At 65.9% G+C, this 16,198-nt stretch carries 11 protein-coding genes; all 11 read left to right on the top strand.

Annotated elements, in window-relative coordinates; translation table 11 throughout:
* Window positions 1–66: 66 nt before the first annotated feature.
* The 11 genes from ICJ04_RS17760 (at window position 67) to ICJ04_RS17710 (ending at window position 16,187) form a co-directional block, all read left to right on the top strand.
* The gene (locus tag ICJ04_RS17760) at window positions 67–1,254 is read left to right on the top strand and encodes a PrgH/EprH family type III secretion apparatus protein (protein WP_188325473.1); all 1,188 of its coding nucleotides are present in this window, start codon (window positions 67–69) and stop codon (window positions 1,252–1,254) included.
* A 28-nt stretch (window positions 1,255–1,282) separates the two neighbouring features.
* Window positions 1,283–1,597: an EscF/YscF/HrpA family type III secretion system needle major subunit gene (locus tag ICJ04_RS17755; RefSeq protein WP_188325472.1), complete on the top strand. Its 315-nt coding sequence runs from the start codon at window positions 1,283–1,285 to the stop codon at window positions 1,595–1,597.
* Window positions 1,598–1,649: 52 nt separating this feature from the next.
* Window positions 1,650–1,928: a type III secretion system protein PrgJ gene (locus tag ICJ04_RS17750; protein WP_188325471.1), complete on the top strand. Its 279-nt coding sequence runs from the start codon at window positions 1,650–1,652 to the stop codon at window positions 1,926–1,928.
* 3 nt (window positions 1,929–1,931) lie between these two features.
* On the top strand, window positions 1,932–2,720 hold the full coding sequence (gene sctJ / locus ICJ04_RS17745; RefSeq protein WP_188325470.1) for a type III secretion inner membrane ring lipoprotein SctJ: 789 nt from the start codon (window positions 1,932–1,934) through the stop codon (window positions 2,718–2,720).
* On the top strand, window positions 2,704–3,258 hold the full coding sequence (locus ICJ04_RS17740) for a hypothetical protein (protein ID WP_188325469.1): 555 nt from the start codon (window positions 2,704–2,706) through the stop codon (window positions 3,256–3,258). Before sctJ ends, ICJ04_RS17740 begins: the two co-directional genes overlap by 17 nt.
* Window positions 3,239–3,937 carry a hypothetical protein gene (locus ICJ04_RS17735; protein WP_188325468.1) on the top strand — a complete coding sequence of 233 codons (699 nt, stop codon included), beginning with the start codon at window positions 3,239–3,241 and terminating at the stop codon, window positions 3,935–3,937. Before ICJ04_RS17740 ends, ICJ04_RS17735 begins: the two co-directional genes overlap by 20 nt.
* Window positions 3,938–3,985: 48 nt before the next feature.
* Window positions 3,986–4,207: a hypothetical protein gene (locus ICJ04_RS17730; RefSeq protein ID WP_188325467.1), complete on the top strand. Its 222-nt coding sequence runs from the start codon at window positions 3,986–3,988 to the stop codon at window positions 4,205–4,207.
* Window positions 4,208–4,288: 81 nt separating this feature from the next.
* The gene (locus tag ICJ04_RS17725) at window positions 4,289–6,073 is read left to right on the top strand and encodes an autotransporter assembly complex family protein (protein WP_188325466.1); all 1,785 of its coding nucleotides are present in this window, start codon (window positions 4,289–4,291) and stop codon (window positions 6,071–6,073) included.
* Window positions 6,070–9,912 (top strand): translocation/assembly module TamB domain-containing protein, encoded by a 3,843-nt coding sequence (locus ICJ04_RS17720; protein ID WP_188325465.1) that lies wholly within the window; start codon window positions 6,070–6,072, stop codon window positions 9,910–9,912. Before ICJ04_RS17725 ends, ICJ04_RS17720 begins: the two co-directional genes overlap by 4 nt.
* 558 nt (window positions 9,913–10,470) lie before the next feature.
* Window positions 10,471–12,621 (top strand): S46 family peptidase, encoded by a 2,151-nt coding sequence (locus ICJ04_RS17715; RefSeq protein ID WP_188325464.1) that lies wholly within the window; start codon window positions 10,471–10,473, stop codon window positions 12,619–12,621.
* A gap of 119 nt (window positions 12,622–12,740) precedes the next feature.
* Window positions 12,741–16,187 (top strand): PAS domain-containing hybrid sensor histidine kinase/response regulator, encoded by a 3,447-nt coding sequence (locus ICJ04_RS17710; RefSeq protein ID WP_188327388.1) that lies wholly within the window; start codon window positions 12,741–12,743, stop codon window positions 16,185–16,187.
* The last annotated feature ends 11 nt before the right edge of the window (window positions 16,188–16,198 follow it).

Here is a 16,198-nt window from a genome sequence, read left to right as displayed (position 1 = left end):
ACCGCACACTGGCCTACAGAATGATCCGCGCCAACCACGGCACATCATTGGTCTGTTGTATATCCCATGTCGTATGTTCTGAGAATTCTTGCGGGCGCATTGAGCGGCGTCGAATATAATGTGTCCGACGGCGATACCTTGTTCCACGTAGGGCGCCAGGAGGACCTCGCCAACGGTCGAGCCGCACAGTTGCTGGGGGCGGACGAAAGGGCCTATTTCATTCCCGCCGACCTGCCGACGGCCGCGTTCGTAGTAATGGCGCCATCCACCGAAGAGGCGTTGCAGCTGGGCGAGCGGGTTGATGCGTCGGCTGCATGGACATGGCGCACGTTGCCGCTGCAGCAACCGCTGCAGGCGGCTGGCATCCATTTCGCCGTACGCGCGCAGCATGCCGCTTGGTCCGAAGCGGTGCTCGCCTTCGTGCCTCCGGCATTTCTGATTGAGTGCGCGGCTGCTGCGATGCCGCCTGCGTCGTCAGCCAGGCGGCGGCTCGGGCCTGTCGTCCTGTTCGGTATCGGCGTTCTGCTGGTCGCCGGCATGTTGGCGGCATGGTTCCATTGGCTGCACCAGCCTGAGATACGTGTGCGTGGGCTGGCCAGTGTTCTGTCCAACGCGCCGGCTGATTATGTGGTCGCGGCCGGAAATGACGGTCACCTTTACGCCTTCAGCGAAACTGCCTCGGCACGTACCTGGGGTGAACGTGCGAGCCGCCGGGCGCAGCGACGCAACGATGTACACCTGCTGCGACGCGTAGAGGCAATACGCCTGGAGGATGCGCTGATCAGCGCTGGCATGGATCTGGTGGTGGTCCGCCTGGACGATCCGGTCCGGCCGGAGGTTGTACTGAGCGGGCCATTGACCGCTGCGCGTACCGCGCAGGTCAATTCGTTGCTGGCAGCGCAGGCGCCCTACGTCAAACTGGCACGGGTATCTGCAATCAGTGACCAGCAACTGGTCGCGTTGGCGCAACAGCAACTGCGGGTGCTGGGGATCAGTAGCCGCGCCGAACCGCGCGGGCAGCGCGTCAGCATCGTCAATGACGTGTTTCTCGACGACGCCGGCCTGAACGCGATGGGCGGCGCGGCGCGGAGATTTCACCAGCGCTGGGGCAAGCGTCGCATCAGCCTGTCACCCAGATTATGGGACGACCTGCTTCAGGGGCGTTCCTACCGTTATTCCCGGGATCAGCTGTTGTCCGTTGGCAGCGGTCGCTGGGATTACAGCCGTGCCGCCGGATCGCAGGCTGCACCTTGACTGCCGCACCCCCAGATTGGAGAACACCATGACCGATGCCACCCTTACGCCCATCAGACCGAGCTCCGGTTGGGAAGATCCTGGCGATGGCGGCAACGCAGCAGACTGGAAAGGCTGGATGTCGAATCATTCCGCGATGTACGACGACGGCGTGAAAGACCTGAAAGCCAAGATGTCAAAAATATTGGAAGAGCTGGGGAAGGAGGGCAATGCCAGCAACCCGGCAATGCTGGCCAGTTATCAGGCTGCGCTGTCGGAATACAACATGTACCGGATGCTGCAGTCGAATTCGACCAAGAGCCTGAGTGACCAGAGCAAATCGGTCATCCGCAACCTGGCCTGAGTGTCATGGCCCGCGCGTGGCGCGGGCCGTTCTCTCTCACAAGGAATCCACCATGTTCAACATTTCCCCCCTATCCGCCGCTGTGTCCGGGGGCGCTGCAGTGGACGGCTCGGCCGTTCCGCTTTCCAGTCGCTTCAGTCAGGCTTATGTGTGGGCCGGCCAGGAACGCGACGCCCTTCTTGCTGCAGCCAATAACCCGGCAGTGGCAAGTGACCCGGCTCTACTTTATGCACATCAGGTGCGCCAGGAGGCTTACACCAAGCAGCTGGCGCTCAGCTCGGCGCTTGTGAGCCATGCGACCAAGGGCATCGAAACGTTGGTGAAGAGCTGAGTCATGACCCGTTTCCCGACGCGCAGGCTAGTGATCGTGCTGCTATGCCTGCTGCTTGCTGGCTGCGCACGTTCCGAACTGCTGCAGGCCCTGGACGAACGTCAGGCCAACGAGGTGGTGGCCGCACTGCTTCACCACAACATCCCGGCGGAGAAACGCCTGCAGGGCAAGGCCGGCTTCACCGTGCGGGTAGGGGCGGCGGACCTTGCCGAAGCCATCGATCTGGTGCAGCTGAAAGGCCTGCCTTCTGCACCGCGCATGCAGATCGCTTCGCTGTTTCCTGCCGATGCGATGGTCAGCACGCCGCTGGCCGAGCGGGCGCGGCTGTTGTCGGCCATCGAGCAGCGGCTGGAGGAATCACTGACCACTCTGCTTGGGGTGAAAAGTGCGCGCGTGCATGTGAGCTATGACGCCGGGCCGACCGAGGGCAGCCTGCAGCAGCGCCGCCCGCCGGCCATGCATGTGGCGGCGGTGCTGGCGCACTCGCGCGACATGGATCAGCAGGTCCTGCTGGCCACCGCCAAACGATTTCTGCGCAATGCCTTCGTCGATGTGGCGTACGACAACGTATCGGTGGTGCTGACGCCAGCCGCCGAGCCACGCAGCCTGGCGGTGACGCCGGCGGATGAATCCACGTCGGTCTGGACGCTGCTGCTGGTGCCGTTGGCCTTGCTTGCGGTGCTGGCAGGTGGAGGTTGGTGGCTGCTGAGGCGGGGCGATCCGCGTGCCACCCGCATGCGCGACCACCTCCGCCGCCGACGGGGGGCGCAGGTCAATGCAGACCCTGCCTGAGCGGTTGCAGATCCTGCACGATCCAGTGTCCTACTTCCGACCCTGGGCCACGCGACAGGGCACGTTGAACCCGGTGCAACGCAGCGCAGCGAACGCGTGGATCTGCCAGACCCGGCAATTGCCCGGCGCACCGCCGGATGCGGACGCGACGTCAGCCCTGGCGTCGCGGTTGATCCGGGGCTGGCAACGGCTGCCCGCGACGGCGTGGCTGCTGGCCTGTGCCCGGCACCGCCGGCACGTGCTGGGAGCGCGGTGGCTGCCCAGCCAGCCACCGCCGCTGCATGCGTTTCTGCGCCTCGGATTCGCCGACGCCGCCACGCCTTGGCCGCAGCCGCCGACACCAGAGCAGTTGCTCGCCTGGGGCGGCAGGCAGCTGCAGGAGGGACTGCACGATCCGCTGCCCGCGTGGCTGCACGCGCGGATGGCGTTGTGGTTCGCCGGGCTGCCGGCGCTTCCGGCGGCGGTCACCGCGCACCCCGCTCCCTTCGACATGACCTGCTTCCTGAGTGCCTGGACCCATGCTGCCGACCTATCCTGAAACCTTGCTGGACCGCGCCGTGGACGGCGTCATCCAGGCCTCCAGCCTGCAGCAGGCGAGCGAACTTGCCCGGGTGCAGGCCTTCGCGCGCAGGCAGATCACCCGTGAGCGCGAACAGGCACGGCTGGAGGTGGCCGAACTGCGTGCGGCGGCGGCCTTTGAAGGCTACCGCGACGGTGTGCTGCATGCGCTGGGCGCGGTGCAGGGTGTGATCGAGGGCATGCAACTGGCCCACGTTACGCTGGCGAACGCCGTCCGTGACCATGTCCACACCAGTCTGCAGGCCATGAATGCGGCGCCGGATGCGGTGATGGAGCCGATATGCAGCGCCTTCCTGCACCGGATGACCCAAGTGGGCGCCGGCCTGCGACCGGTGCTGCATGTTCCGCAGCACCACGATGCCCTGATGGCGGCGCTGCGTGCAGACCCGCGGCTGCACGCGCTCGATATCCGCCCGGCAGATCGCCAATTGCCCCTGCTGGAACTGGGCGCGCTGGCATGGGAACTGGACCTGCAGGGCAGCCTGCTGGAGGACGTCGAGCTTGCGCTCAGCCGTGCCCTGCCCGGCGTGCAGGACCGGCTGAACGCGTCGGCGGCCCACTACAGCGCCCGCCTGCTGGACACGCTGGACATCGCCGCACAGACACAGGGCCTGGCCCGCATCAAGGAGACGCAATGAACCCCATCCGCACCGACCTGGCCGCCGCATCGCCACGGCAGGATGTCCTTGTCCGAACGCCTACGACTCCAGACAGAGGCGCGGACCCCCGCGACATCCGAACCGGAGCTGGATACGGCCGCAGAGGACGCCCTCATTCCACTGCCCGAGCCCATAGCAGACCCCATGCCGGAGCTGGTGCGCGCTTGGGCCAGGCGGATGTTCGTCGAAACGATGATGTACGGCGACGAGGAGGAAACCGGTATCCCACCGCTCAGCATCGATATCTGACCGCCCTCACGGCGACACCGGCGCGGCGGGCATCGCGCAGCCTTCATTCCCGATGTCATCGACCCCCGCTATGCTGTGGCGATGCAGCCATCGAAAATCGCCCTTCCTCTGTTCTGCCTCGCCATGTTGGCCAGCCCGTTGGCGCATGCGCGGGGCACCATCGAAAAGGTAGACATCCGCGGCCTGGACAAGGGCGACGACGCCGAGATCATCGAGAACATCCAGGTCTCGCTGTCGCTTTACGACACGATCGGCAAAGTCCAGGGCGAGTCACGCCTGGAGTACCTGCTGTCCCAAGCGGAACGGCAGACCCGCGAAGCCCTCGAGCCGTTCGGGTTCTACAACCCGACGATCACGGTGGAAGCACCACGTGAGGGCGAAACCCTGCGCGTGGTGATCAACGTGACCAAGGGCGAGCCGGTGCGGGTGCGCAAAGAGCACATCGAGATCACCGGTCCGGCGATGTATGACCGTTACCTGCAGGACGACCTTGACGCATTCAAGCCGCGGAAGGGTGACGCGTTCGAACACACGCTGTACGAAGCGAGCAAGATCAAGGTGACCCGTCGACTGGCCGAGCGCGGTTACTTCGACGCCGACTACACCCAGCATCAGGTGCAGGTGACGCGTGCCGAAGATGCGGCCGACATCGATCTGGCCTGGGACAGTGGGCGCCGCTACAACATGGGGCCGATCACCTTCAACCAGAACTACTTCGTCGACAAACTGTTCGATCCGCTGGTGTACTGGGAAGAAGGCAGCTATTTCCACGAAGGCAAGCTGGACCGGCTGCGCGAGTCGCTGACCAAGCTGGATTATTTCAGCACCATCGATATCCAGCCCAAGCCGGAAGAGGCCGACGAGAACGGCAATGTGCCGGTGGATGTCAACCTGACGCGGGCCAAGCGCAGCATCTACACTACCGGTCTGAGCTACGGCAGCGAGAGCGGCGCCGGTGTGCGCGGCGGTCTGGAGCGCCGGTGGCTCAACAGCCGCGGGCACAAGATGAACACGCAGCTGGACTATGCCCAGAAGCGCAAGAGCCTGACCACCAGCTACCGAATCCCTGCGTTCCGCTGGCTGGATGGCTGGTATACCTTCGCCGCCAGCGCGTATGACGAGCAGACCGATTACATCGACCTGCGCAACCTCAAGCTGATCGCCAGCCGCAGTGGCCAGATCAACGAGTTCTGGACGGCGACCGCGTCGATAAACGCACTGCGCGAACGCTGGGGCTATGCCTCGGGCACCGAGTTCACCAATGCGGTGTACCAGTATTCGACGCTGGTGTATCCGCAGATCGCCGCCGACTATGTAAACGTCGATGACCGCCTGTTCCCGCGCAGCGGCATCAGCGGCAGTGCCACCGTGCGTGGCGGCGTGGAAGGCGCCGGATCGGATACCAGCTTCGTGCAGGCGAACATGGTGCTGCGCTGGTACGTGCCGTTGGGTGAGACCAACCGGCTGATCCTGCGCGGCGAAGGCGGCACGACGTGGACCAGCGATCTGGTCGCGATGCCGCCCAGCCTGCGCTATTTCGCCGGTGGCGACCGCAGCATCCGCGGTTATGCCTACCGGGAAGTCGGTCCGCGCACACCGCGCCCGGACCGCTTCGCGCTGGGTGCGAAGAACCTGGTGGTCGGTTCGGCCGAGTACGAGCATTATTTCAACGATGGCCCGTGGGGCGGCGCGGTGTTCGTCGACACCGGCAGCGCGTTCGACAACACCATCGATCTGCATACCGGCGTGGGCTTCGGCGTGCGCTGGAAGTCGCCGGTCGGACCGGTACGGGTGGACATCGCCCATGGCCTGAATGATCCGGATTCGAACTTCCAGATCTACCTGAACATCGGAGCGGATCTGTGAGCACGCCAAACCCAAGTCCTGCCAGCCCAGGGCGCCCCGTACATCGGCGTTTCTATCGCCGCCGCCGCTTCTGGGCATGGTCCGGCGTGGGCGTGCTGGGACTGGTGCTGGTCGCCCTGCTGGCCGTGTATTGGCTGCTGCAGACCGTGGCCGGTCGCGATGTGCTGCTGGCGCAGGTGATCGCGCGCTTGCCTGCCGGGTCCAGTTTCACCTGGGACAAGGCCGAGGGCCCGCTGGCCGGGCCGCTGACCCTGCACAACGTTGATTTTCGCTACAACGATATCCACTTCCATGCCGATCGCGCGCGCCTGGAGCCGGACCTGCGTCCGCTGCTGGGACGCAAGCTGCTGCTGGACCGGTTGGAGCTGGACAACGCGACGCTGAATCTGGCCAAGAGCGACGAACCGTTCGAGCTGCCGTCCTGGCCGGGGTCGCTGCCGCAGATCGAGATGCCACTGGCCATCCAGGCCGATGTCATCCAAGTGAACGGACTGCGCGTCACGACCGGCGGTGAGCCGACCATCGACATCAGCCGCATAGGTGGCGGCATCGAGATCGCCAATGGCGAGTTCAAGGCAAACCAGTTGCTGGTCGACAGCGACATGGGCAATGTCCGCATCAACGGTTACTACCATCCAGCCAAGGATTACGACACTGATCTGAGTGCTACGGCGATCCTGCCCGCCCCACGCGGTCGCACGCCGGCCAGCCTCGGGCTGGTGGCGCGCGGCGATCTGGGGCACATGGAAGTCGCCATCGCAGGACGCGCTCCCAAGCCCTTGCGTGCGATGCTGGTCTTCGACGGTCGCACCGACCCCACGTGGAGCGCCACGGCCCGCACCGACGAACTGGACCTGCGTCTGCTGGGTCCGGCATTAGCGGCTTCTACCGTTGAACCGCTGACCCTGGACGTGAAAGCCACGGGCAAGGGCGGCAACGCCGACCTGCAGGGTACGGCGCGGATGGGGGATCAGGTGGTCGAGCTGGCGCCGTCGAAGGTGCAGCTGGAAGACCAGGTATTGAACGTCGCCCCGTTGGTGGTGAAGGCGTTCGGTGGCGAAGCGCGCCTGACTGGCAGCGCAGACTTCCGCGAGCAGGGCAACGAGAAAATCAACTTCTCCGTGGTGGCGCAGGACCTCACCTATACGCCCACGGCAGATCCCAACACGGCCGACAGCCCTGCGGTGCCGGTGACCCTGAAAGAAGCGCGGCTGGGTCTGGCCGGCACGTTGCAGGCGTGGGCGGCGATCGGTCGTGCCGATGTCGAGCGTGACGGTCAGAAGGCCGCGCTGCAGTTCGATGTACGAGGCAATGAAGATGCGGCGCGCATCGAGCAGCTGCAGGCGCGCACGCCGGGCGGCACGCTGGACGTAGGAGGCAACGTCGCCTGGGCACCGCAGTTGCAATGGGATGCCAAGGCAACACTGAAGGACTTCGATCCGGGCTACTTCGCACCGGGCTGGGATGGCCGCCTGTCAGGCAACCTGGCCAGCACCGGCCGCCAGCAGGCAGTGCCGGCCAATGCGCCGCCGGACACGGCCGGGGTGATAGAGGCGACGGTGGACCTGCCGTCGTTGAAGGGCACGCTGCGCAAACGCGCGCTGGATGCCCAAGGCAAGTTCGCCATGCAGGGCGCACAGGGCGAGGGCCAGCTGAAACTGGCGCTCGGGGCAAGCCGGGTCACCGCGTCGGGGAAGGTCGGCGACCGACTGGACATCGACGCGCGCTTCGAACCATTGCAGTTGAGCGACCTGCTGCCGGGCACCGATGGGGGCCTGCGCGGACAGGTGCAGGTGAGCGGGCGCCGCGATGCGCCGGATATCACGGCCGATCTGGTGGGAAGCAACCTGCACTGGGACGGCTACGCCGCCGAATCGATCAGCCTGAAGGGCCGCCTGCCGTGGAGTGGCGATAACGGAACACTTGCGTTGCAAGGCCGCAACGTCAACGTCGGGATGCTGCTGGACAGCCTGAACGTGGATGCGCAGGGCAGCGTCAGCAACCTGCGCTTGGCGGCGCAGGCGCGCAACGACATGGGCGCGATGGACCTGCAGGGCAGCGTGCGCCAGCAGGGTGAGCAATGGCGTGGCCAGCTGGCCACCCTGCGCATTGCGCCGGTCAAGGGCGACCCGTGGGCGCTGCGGGGTCCGGCGGACTTCAGCGTGAAGGGGGCGGATTTCACCCTGAGCGAGGCCTGCCTGAGCGCCGCTGCAGGCGGTGGCCTGTGCGCCCGCGCCAACTGGCCCCGCGAAGGGCTGGTGCTGCGCGGCGACGCATTGCCGCTGACGCTGGTGCAACCATGGTTGCCGCCGACGTCGGGCCGCCGCATCTATCTGCGTGGCGAAGTGACGATGGATGCGCAGATCCGCCCGCGTGGCAACGCGTGGGAAGGCAAGGTAGACGTGCGCTCGCCCGAAGGTGGCGTGCGCTTGGGCGACAACGCGCGCGGCGAGCTGGTGAAGTACGACCAGTTTTCGGTGAGGCTGGACATGACCCCGGCCGGCATCGACGGTTTCCTGGGCATGGGCTTCCAGGGCAACGGCTTCGTCAACGCCAAAGTGCAGACCGGCTGGGATGCGGCCGCACCCTTGAATGGCGAGCTGTACCTCAACATGGCACGGTTGTACTGGTTGGAGCTGTTCTCGCCGGACATCGTTCGGCCGACCGGTCTGATCGAAGGCCACGTCAGCCTGCGCGGCACGCGCAGCCAGCCGGCACTCGGTGGCGAAGCCACGCTCAGCGACTTCAAGGGCGAGTTCCCGGCACTGGGCCTGACCTTCGAGCAGGGCAAGGGCAGCTTCAGCGCGCAGCCGGATGGCTCGGCGAAGATCACCGCGCAGGCGAACTCAGGGAAGGGCACGCTGTACGTCGACGGCGGTCTGTCGTGGTTCGGCGACGCGCAGCCGCTGCAGCTGCATATCCACGGTGAGAACGTGTTGCTGTCCAACACCAGCGAATTGCGCGTGGTGGCCAACCCGAACCTTGATTTCACCTTGGCCGGCACGACCATGCAGCTCAAGGGCGAAGTGCTGGTGCCGGAAGCGGACATCGATCTCGAACGCCTTGATCGCGGCACGTCGGTATCCAGTGACGTGGTGGTGCTGGACCCGGTGGACCCCGAACAAACGGCGACTTCGCCGCTGGACATGGACCTCACCGTCAGCCTTGGCGACAACGTCAAGATGGCCGGCTTCGGCCTGAAGGGCGCGCTGGCCGGCAAGATGCAGGTATGGGCCAAGCCGGGTCGTGAAATGACCGCCAATGGCGGACTGGAAGTGAGTGGGCGTTACAAGGCCTACGGGCAGGACCTGACCATCACCCGCGGTCAGTTGACCTGGAACTACAACCCGGTTTCGGACCCGCGCATCAACCTGCGCGCCGAACGCCGGATCGGTGACGTCACGGCCGGTATCGATGTCACGGGACGGGCGATGCAGCCGCGCGCCGACGTGTGGTCCAGCCCGGCCATGTCGCAGTCCGAAGCGCTGGGTTACCTGGTGCTGGGCCGCAGCCTGACCGGTGCGACCAGTGACCAGGTCCAGCAGGTCAACGCGGCCTCGGCTGCGCTGTCGGCCGGCAGTGGCCTGCTGGCGTCGCAGCTGGGTGCCAAGTTGGGACTGGACGACGCCGGTGTCAGCCAGTCGCGTGCACTGGGCGGATCGGTGATTGGCGTGGGCAAGTTCATCTCGCCCAAACTGTATGTCGGCTACGGCGTGTCCCTGGTTGGCAGCGGTTCGGTACTTACGCTGAAATACCTGCTCAGCCGCGGTTTCGATGTGGAAGTCGAGTCGAGCACGGTGGAAAACCGCGGGTCGCTGAACTGGCGCAAGGAAAAGTGACGCCCTGACATCACGGGCGTCACCGAACCCGCCAGCGCACCCCGTGTGGGCTGGCGGAACAGTGTGAACTGCAGCTTTCCGGCAGCCGTATGCGAGTCGGAAATGCATCATCCGTGAAACAGCCAGAGCAACGGTCCGGGTGAAGATCGGCGGCGTGGACTATCCGCCCCTTTACCTCCCCTGGTCCACCCGATGTCCCTTGATTGTTCCTTGCCTGCACGCGTGTCGCCTGCAGGCGCAGCGGTTCCTGCGCGTCCCTTTCAGATGTCTTCTGCCGATGCCACGATGCCCTGCGCGAGCGCCTGCGCGTTGCGTGGCGCAGCTGATCAACGCCGTGAGCAACGGCGCACTGGATACCACCGTGCGCGGCAGCATCGTGCCTTCAGCGACATGCCGCCGTGTGACCGCAACTGCCAGCGGCTGCTGCGCGAGGCCGCGCGCATGCTTCCCAACGTCGATATCAAAGTCGCTTCAGGTGATCGCACCACCGGTGAGACGTTGCCCGGGTAAGCCACGCACGCTAAGGTCGTGCGCTGACCCGCATCACCGGACGTTGCCATGCCCATTCGGAAATCCCTCCCCGCCTCCTTGGCGCTTGGCCTGAGCCTGGCCGCGGCAGCCCACGCCGACGAAGGAATGTGGATGCCGACGCAGTTGCCGACGCTGGCCAAGCCACTGAAAGCGGCCGGGTTCAAGGGTGACCCGCAGGATCTGGCCAACGTCACCGCACCACCGCTCAGCGCGGTAGTGCGTGCAGGTGGCGGCACCGGTTCCTTCGTATCACCCGATGGCCTGCTGCTGACCAACCACCACGTGGCGATGGGCGTGATCCAGTACAACACCACACCGGACCACGACCTGATCGGCGAAGGGTTCATTGCCAAGGGACGAACGGACGAACGGCCGTCGAACCCGGATTTCCGGGTGCTGGTCACCGTGGGCTTCGACAAGGTCACCGACCAGGTGCTGGCCCAGGCGAAGGGCAAGACCGGCCGTGCCTACTTCGATGCGGTGGATGCAGCGAGCAAGCAGATCGTGGCCGACTGCGAGCGCGCGGGCAGCGTGCGCTGCTCGGTAGCGGACATGTACTACGGCACGGATTTCTACCGGATCTCTCAGCTGGAACTCAGCGACGTGCGCCTGGTCTACGCGCCGCCGCGCGCCATCGGCAACTATGGCGATGAAATCGACAACTTCATGTGGCCGCGGCACACGGGTGATTTCACGCTGCTGCGTGCCTATGTCGGCAAGGACGGCAAGCCGGCGCCTTACAGCCCCGACAACGTGCCCTATCAGCCCCCGGCTCATCTGACGATGTCGGTCGATGGCCCCAAGGCCGGCGATTTCGCCATGCTGGCCGGCTATCCGGGCATCACCTACCGGCACCGCACGGCAGCGGAGTTCGCCAGCCAGATCGACAGCGTGCTGCCGCGCCGCGTCGCGCTGTTCCAGCAGATGATCGACACCATCGAGGCGGCCACCGCGGACGATGCTCAGGCGCGTACGCGCTATGCGGCGCAGTTGCAGTCGCTGAAGAACAACCGCAAGCGGGCAGCGGGTGAGCTGGAAGGCCTGCTGCGCAGCGATGCCAAGGCGCAGCGTGCTGCCGATGAGCAGGCGATGCTGGCCAATACCGATACGAAGTACAACACCGACATCCGCACCCTGCTGACCACGCTGTCGCAGGGCGCGGCGGTCGGTGAGCGCAACCTGCTGCTCGATCAACTGACCGCGCAGAGTCAACTGTTGCGCTCGGCGCTGCTGCTGGAACGCCTGCGGATCGAATCGGCCAAGCCCGACGCACTGCGCGAGACCGGCTACCAGCAGCGCGATCAGGCGCTCATCGAAGGGGTGCTCAAGCAGGTCCAGCGTCGCTACGTGCCGGGCGTGGAAAAGGCGCTGCTGGCGCATCTGCTGGGCCGCTACCAGCAGTTGCCCGATGCACAGCGCGTACCGGAATTCGACGCTGCCTTCGGGCGCACGCCGGAGGCATTGGCCAAGGCGCTTGAAGCGGTATACGCGCGCACGGCACTGGGTGAGGAGGGCGAGCGCCTGTCCCGCTTCGCCGCCGCCCGGGAGGGCAAGCCCCTCGCCGCCGATCCGCTGCTGGCGCTGGCCACGCCGCTGGTGGCCGCGCAGCTGCGCCTGGAAGACCAGACCAAGGCGCGCGAAGGTGAGCAGTTGCGCCTGCGCCCGGCCTACATGCAGGCCTTGTTCGCATGGCGGGCGAAACAGGGCAGGGCGGTGTATCCCGATGCCAACCGTACACTGCGCATCAGCTATGGCAAGGTGGAATCGCTGAGCCCCCGCGACGGTGTGCATTTCGATCCGGTGACCACCGTGGCCGGGATCGTGGAAAAGAACACCAATGCGTATCCGTTCGATGCACCCAAGCCGCTGCTGGCCGCCATTGCCAAGGGAGATTTCGCTGGCACTGTCGATCCGGCGCTGGGCACGCAGACGGTCAACTTCCTGACCAACCTGGATACCACCGGCGGCAATTCCGGCTCACCGGTGCTCAATGCCAAGGGCGAGCTGATCGGGCTCAACTTCGACAGCAACTGGGAGTCGGTCAGTGCCAGCTGGTGGTTCGATCCGCGCTACAAGCGCGCCGTGCACGTAGACATGCGTTACCTGCGCTGGCTGTTGGCCAAGGTCTACCCGGCACCTGCACTGCTGCAGGAGATGGGCGTGCCGGCCGAGGGGTGAGCGGATGAATGGCCGTGATGCCCTGCACCACGGCCATCCTCGAGCGCGCCGCTGTCCATCGGACGATGGCCGCGTAACGCTCTACACTGGGCGGCACTTCTCCGCTGGACGACGAGCCCCTGGTGTCGAGCTGGATCCTGCTGCTGGTCTCGGTTGCCTATGCTGCGCTGCTGTTCGGCGTGGCGTGGTGGGGTGACCGACGCCCGCTGTACCCGGACCGCCCGTGGCTGCGGCCGGTGGTGTACAGCCTGGCGCTGGCGGTGTACTGCTCGTCGTGGACCTTCTATGGCGCGGTGGGGACAGCCGTCCGAAGTGGCGTTGGCTATCTGTCGATCTACATCGGTCCGTTGCTGATGATGCTGTTCGGCTGGCGCATCATCGAGCGCCTGGCGCTGGTGGCGCGCAGCCAGAACGTCGTCTCCATCGCCGACTTCATCTCGTCGCGGTTCGGTCGCTCGCGCCGTCTGGCCGCCTTGGTCGCGATCATCGCGCTGATCGGCGTGGTCCCTTACCTGGCACTGCAGTACAAAGCCGTGGCGATGAGCCTGCAGGTGCTCACCGGCGACAGCGGGCCGACGGGCTACTTCAGTGATCCCGCGCTTTACGTGGCCCTGTTGATGGCCCTGTTCGCCACCCTATTCGGCACGCGCCAGGTGGACGCCACCGAACATCACCACGGCATGATGCTGGCCATCGCGCTGGAATCGGTGATCAAGCTGCTGGCGATGGTGGCGCTCGGCATCTTCGCCTATGTATGGCTGAGCGAACGCACCAATGCGGTGGTCGAGTCGGCGCACACCCTGTTCACCTCGCTGCCGCCGGTTGGCTTCATCTCGCAGACCCTGCTCAGTTTCCTGGCCATCGTCTGCCTGCCACGCCAGTTCCACGTGGCCGTGGTGGAGTGCGGCGATGTACGCGACGTGCGTCGCGCGCGCTGGATGTTCGGTGGCTACCTGGTGGTGATCTCGGCCATGGTGATTCCCATCGCTACTGCGGGCGTGACCCTGTTCGGCACCGGCGGCTCGGTAGCCGACGATGCGATGGTGCTGGCACTACCGCTGCACGAAGGGCGCAACGTCCTGGCGTTGATCGCGTACATCGGCGGCTTTTCGGCGGCCACCGGCATGGTCATCGTGTCCTCGATCGCGCTGGCGACGATGATCAGCAACGATCTGGTGATGCCGGTACTACTGCGGCGCAGTGGCGATACCGGTGAAGCGGCCGACGTCGCCTCGCGCGTCCTGTGGATACGCCGCCTCGCCATCCTGCTGCTGGCACTGATCGCGTACAGCTACTACCGCAGCAGCGGTAACGACAATTCCCTGGCCTCCTACGGTCTGATGGCGTTCGCCGCTGTCGCCCAGTTCGCGCCGGGGCTGATCGGTGGCTTGTACTGGCGCGGCGCCAGCCGCCGCGGCGTCGAGACCGGCATCGTGCTTGGCTTCGCCACATGGGTCTACACCCTGCTGCTGCCTGCACTGACCCAAGCGGGATGGCTGGATACCGGCTGGCTGGCGGAAGGTCCTTTCGGGGTGGCGTGGCTGCGTCCGCAGCAGTTGTTCGGCATGAACGGGTGGGATCCCCTGACTCACGGCACCTTCTGGTCGCTACTGGTCAACGCGGGCACGATGATGCTGGTATCGGCGCGTTGGCGGCCGAGCGTGGATGAGCGCCTGCGTGCGGCGCCCTTCCTGGATCCGTACGCGCAGCGCCCCTCGGTGGCCAGTGGATGGCCGGGTCACGTACATGTGGGCGATCTGCTGGCGCTGGCATCGCGCGTGGTGGGCGAGCGCCATGCGCGGCGATCCTTCTTCGAGCAGGCGCAGTCGCTGGGCCGCGAGCTGCAGACCCAGGTGCCTGCCGATCGGCCGTGGGTGCAGTTCACCGAACGCCTGCTGGCCGCCTCCATCGGCGCGGCCTCCGCACGCCTGTTGCTGACCAGCCTGCTGCGTGGCTCCGGCATGGACCTGGGCGAAGTCGTGGCGGTGTTGGATGAAGCCGGCCAGGAGCTCCGCTTCAATCGGGAGATCCTGTCCACCACGCTGGAGAACATCAGCGCCGGGGTCAGCGTGGTCGACCCGGACATGCGCCTGACCGCGTGGAACCGGCGTTACCAGGATATGTTCGGCTACCCCGATGGCATGCTGTATGTGGGTCGCCCGGTCGCTGACCTGATCCGGTACAACGCCGAACGTGGAGAGCTGGGCGAGGGGGACATCGAGCAGCAGATCAGTCGCCGCATCCGCTACATGCGGGCCGGTTCACCGCACGTGTTCGAACGCACCCGCAGCGACGGCAAGGTGATCGAGATGCGGGGCCAGGCGTTGCCCGGCGGCGGCTATGTCACCAGCTACAACGACATCACCGATTACAAGCACGCGGAAAAAGCGCTGTTGGAGGCCAACGAGACGCTGGAGCAGCGTGTCGCGGAGCGATCAAACGCCGCAGAAGCAGCGCAGCAGTCGAAGACGCGCTTCCTGGCAGCGATCAGCCACGACGTGTTGCAGCCGCTGAATGCTGCCCGGCTGTTTGCGTCGGCGCTGCGCGAGAGCCACCACAACAACGAAGAACAGCGTCATCTGGCCGAGCGCGTGGATGCATCGCTGCGCGCGGCGGAGGAACTGCTGGACGGGCTGCTGGATGTGTCGCGGCTGGATGCCGGTGGACTGCATCCGGTGATCAGCCACTTCGACGCCAGTGCCTTGATGCGTGAGTTGGCTGCCCAGTATTCTCCCGTCGCTGCAGGGAGGGGCCTGCGCCTGGACCTGTTCGCGCGGCCGGCCTGGGTGCGCAGTGATCGTCGCCTGCTGCGCCGGGTCATGCAGAATTTCCTCGCCAACGCGCTGCGCTACACCCGCAAGGGCAGGATCGTGTTGGCGGTGCGCCACCGCGGCGACGAGATCGAGCTGCAGGTGTGGGATACAGGCCCGGGCATCCCTGAACATCACATGCAGCAGATCTTCGATGAGTTCCATCGCTACCAGCAGCCATTCGATTGGGGTGAACAGGGGCTTGGGCTGGGGCTGTCGATCTGCCAGCGCATCTCCCGCCTGCTGGACCATCGCTTGAATGCGCGCAGCCGCGTGGGCAGCGGCTCGATGTTCTCCATCACCCTGCCCCGTGTGGCCGCAACGCACGGGATGGGCGAGCTGGACGCCGCGGCTGCAGCGATCCCGGCCGTGCGCGCCGACTCGCTGGCGGGCATGCGCGTGCTGTGCGTGGACAACGACGAAGAGATCCTCGACGGCATGCGCGCGCTGCTGGGACGATGGCAGGTGCAGGTGATCACGGCGAGCACGGTGGACCAGGCGCTGCAGAAGGTGGCCGAGCGTCCGGACGTGATGCTGGTGGATTACCACCTGCACGATCGCCTGGACGGGCTGGATACGCTGGTGGCACTGCGCGAGGCCGCCGGCAGTGACCTGCCTGGTGCGCTGCTGACGGCCGATGGACGCGATGAGCTGAAGCGGATGGCGCGTGATCGGGGTTATCGCCTGCTGACCAAGCCGATCAAACCTGCGTCGCTGCGCGCCTTCCTGGCCGCCTACGCGACGCCGCGCGACTGACGTCCCCTGCC

It is taken from the genome of Stenotrophomonas sp. 169 (genome assembly GCF_014621775.1).
Classification (GTDB): Bacteria; Pseudomonadota; Gammaproteobacteria; order Xanthomonadales; family Xanthomonadaceae; genus Stenotrophomonas.
The sequence above is the reverse complement of the archived record's forward strand: the minus strand, read 5'-3'. Positions and strand labels throughout refer to the sequence as shown.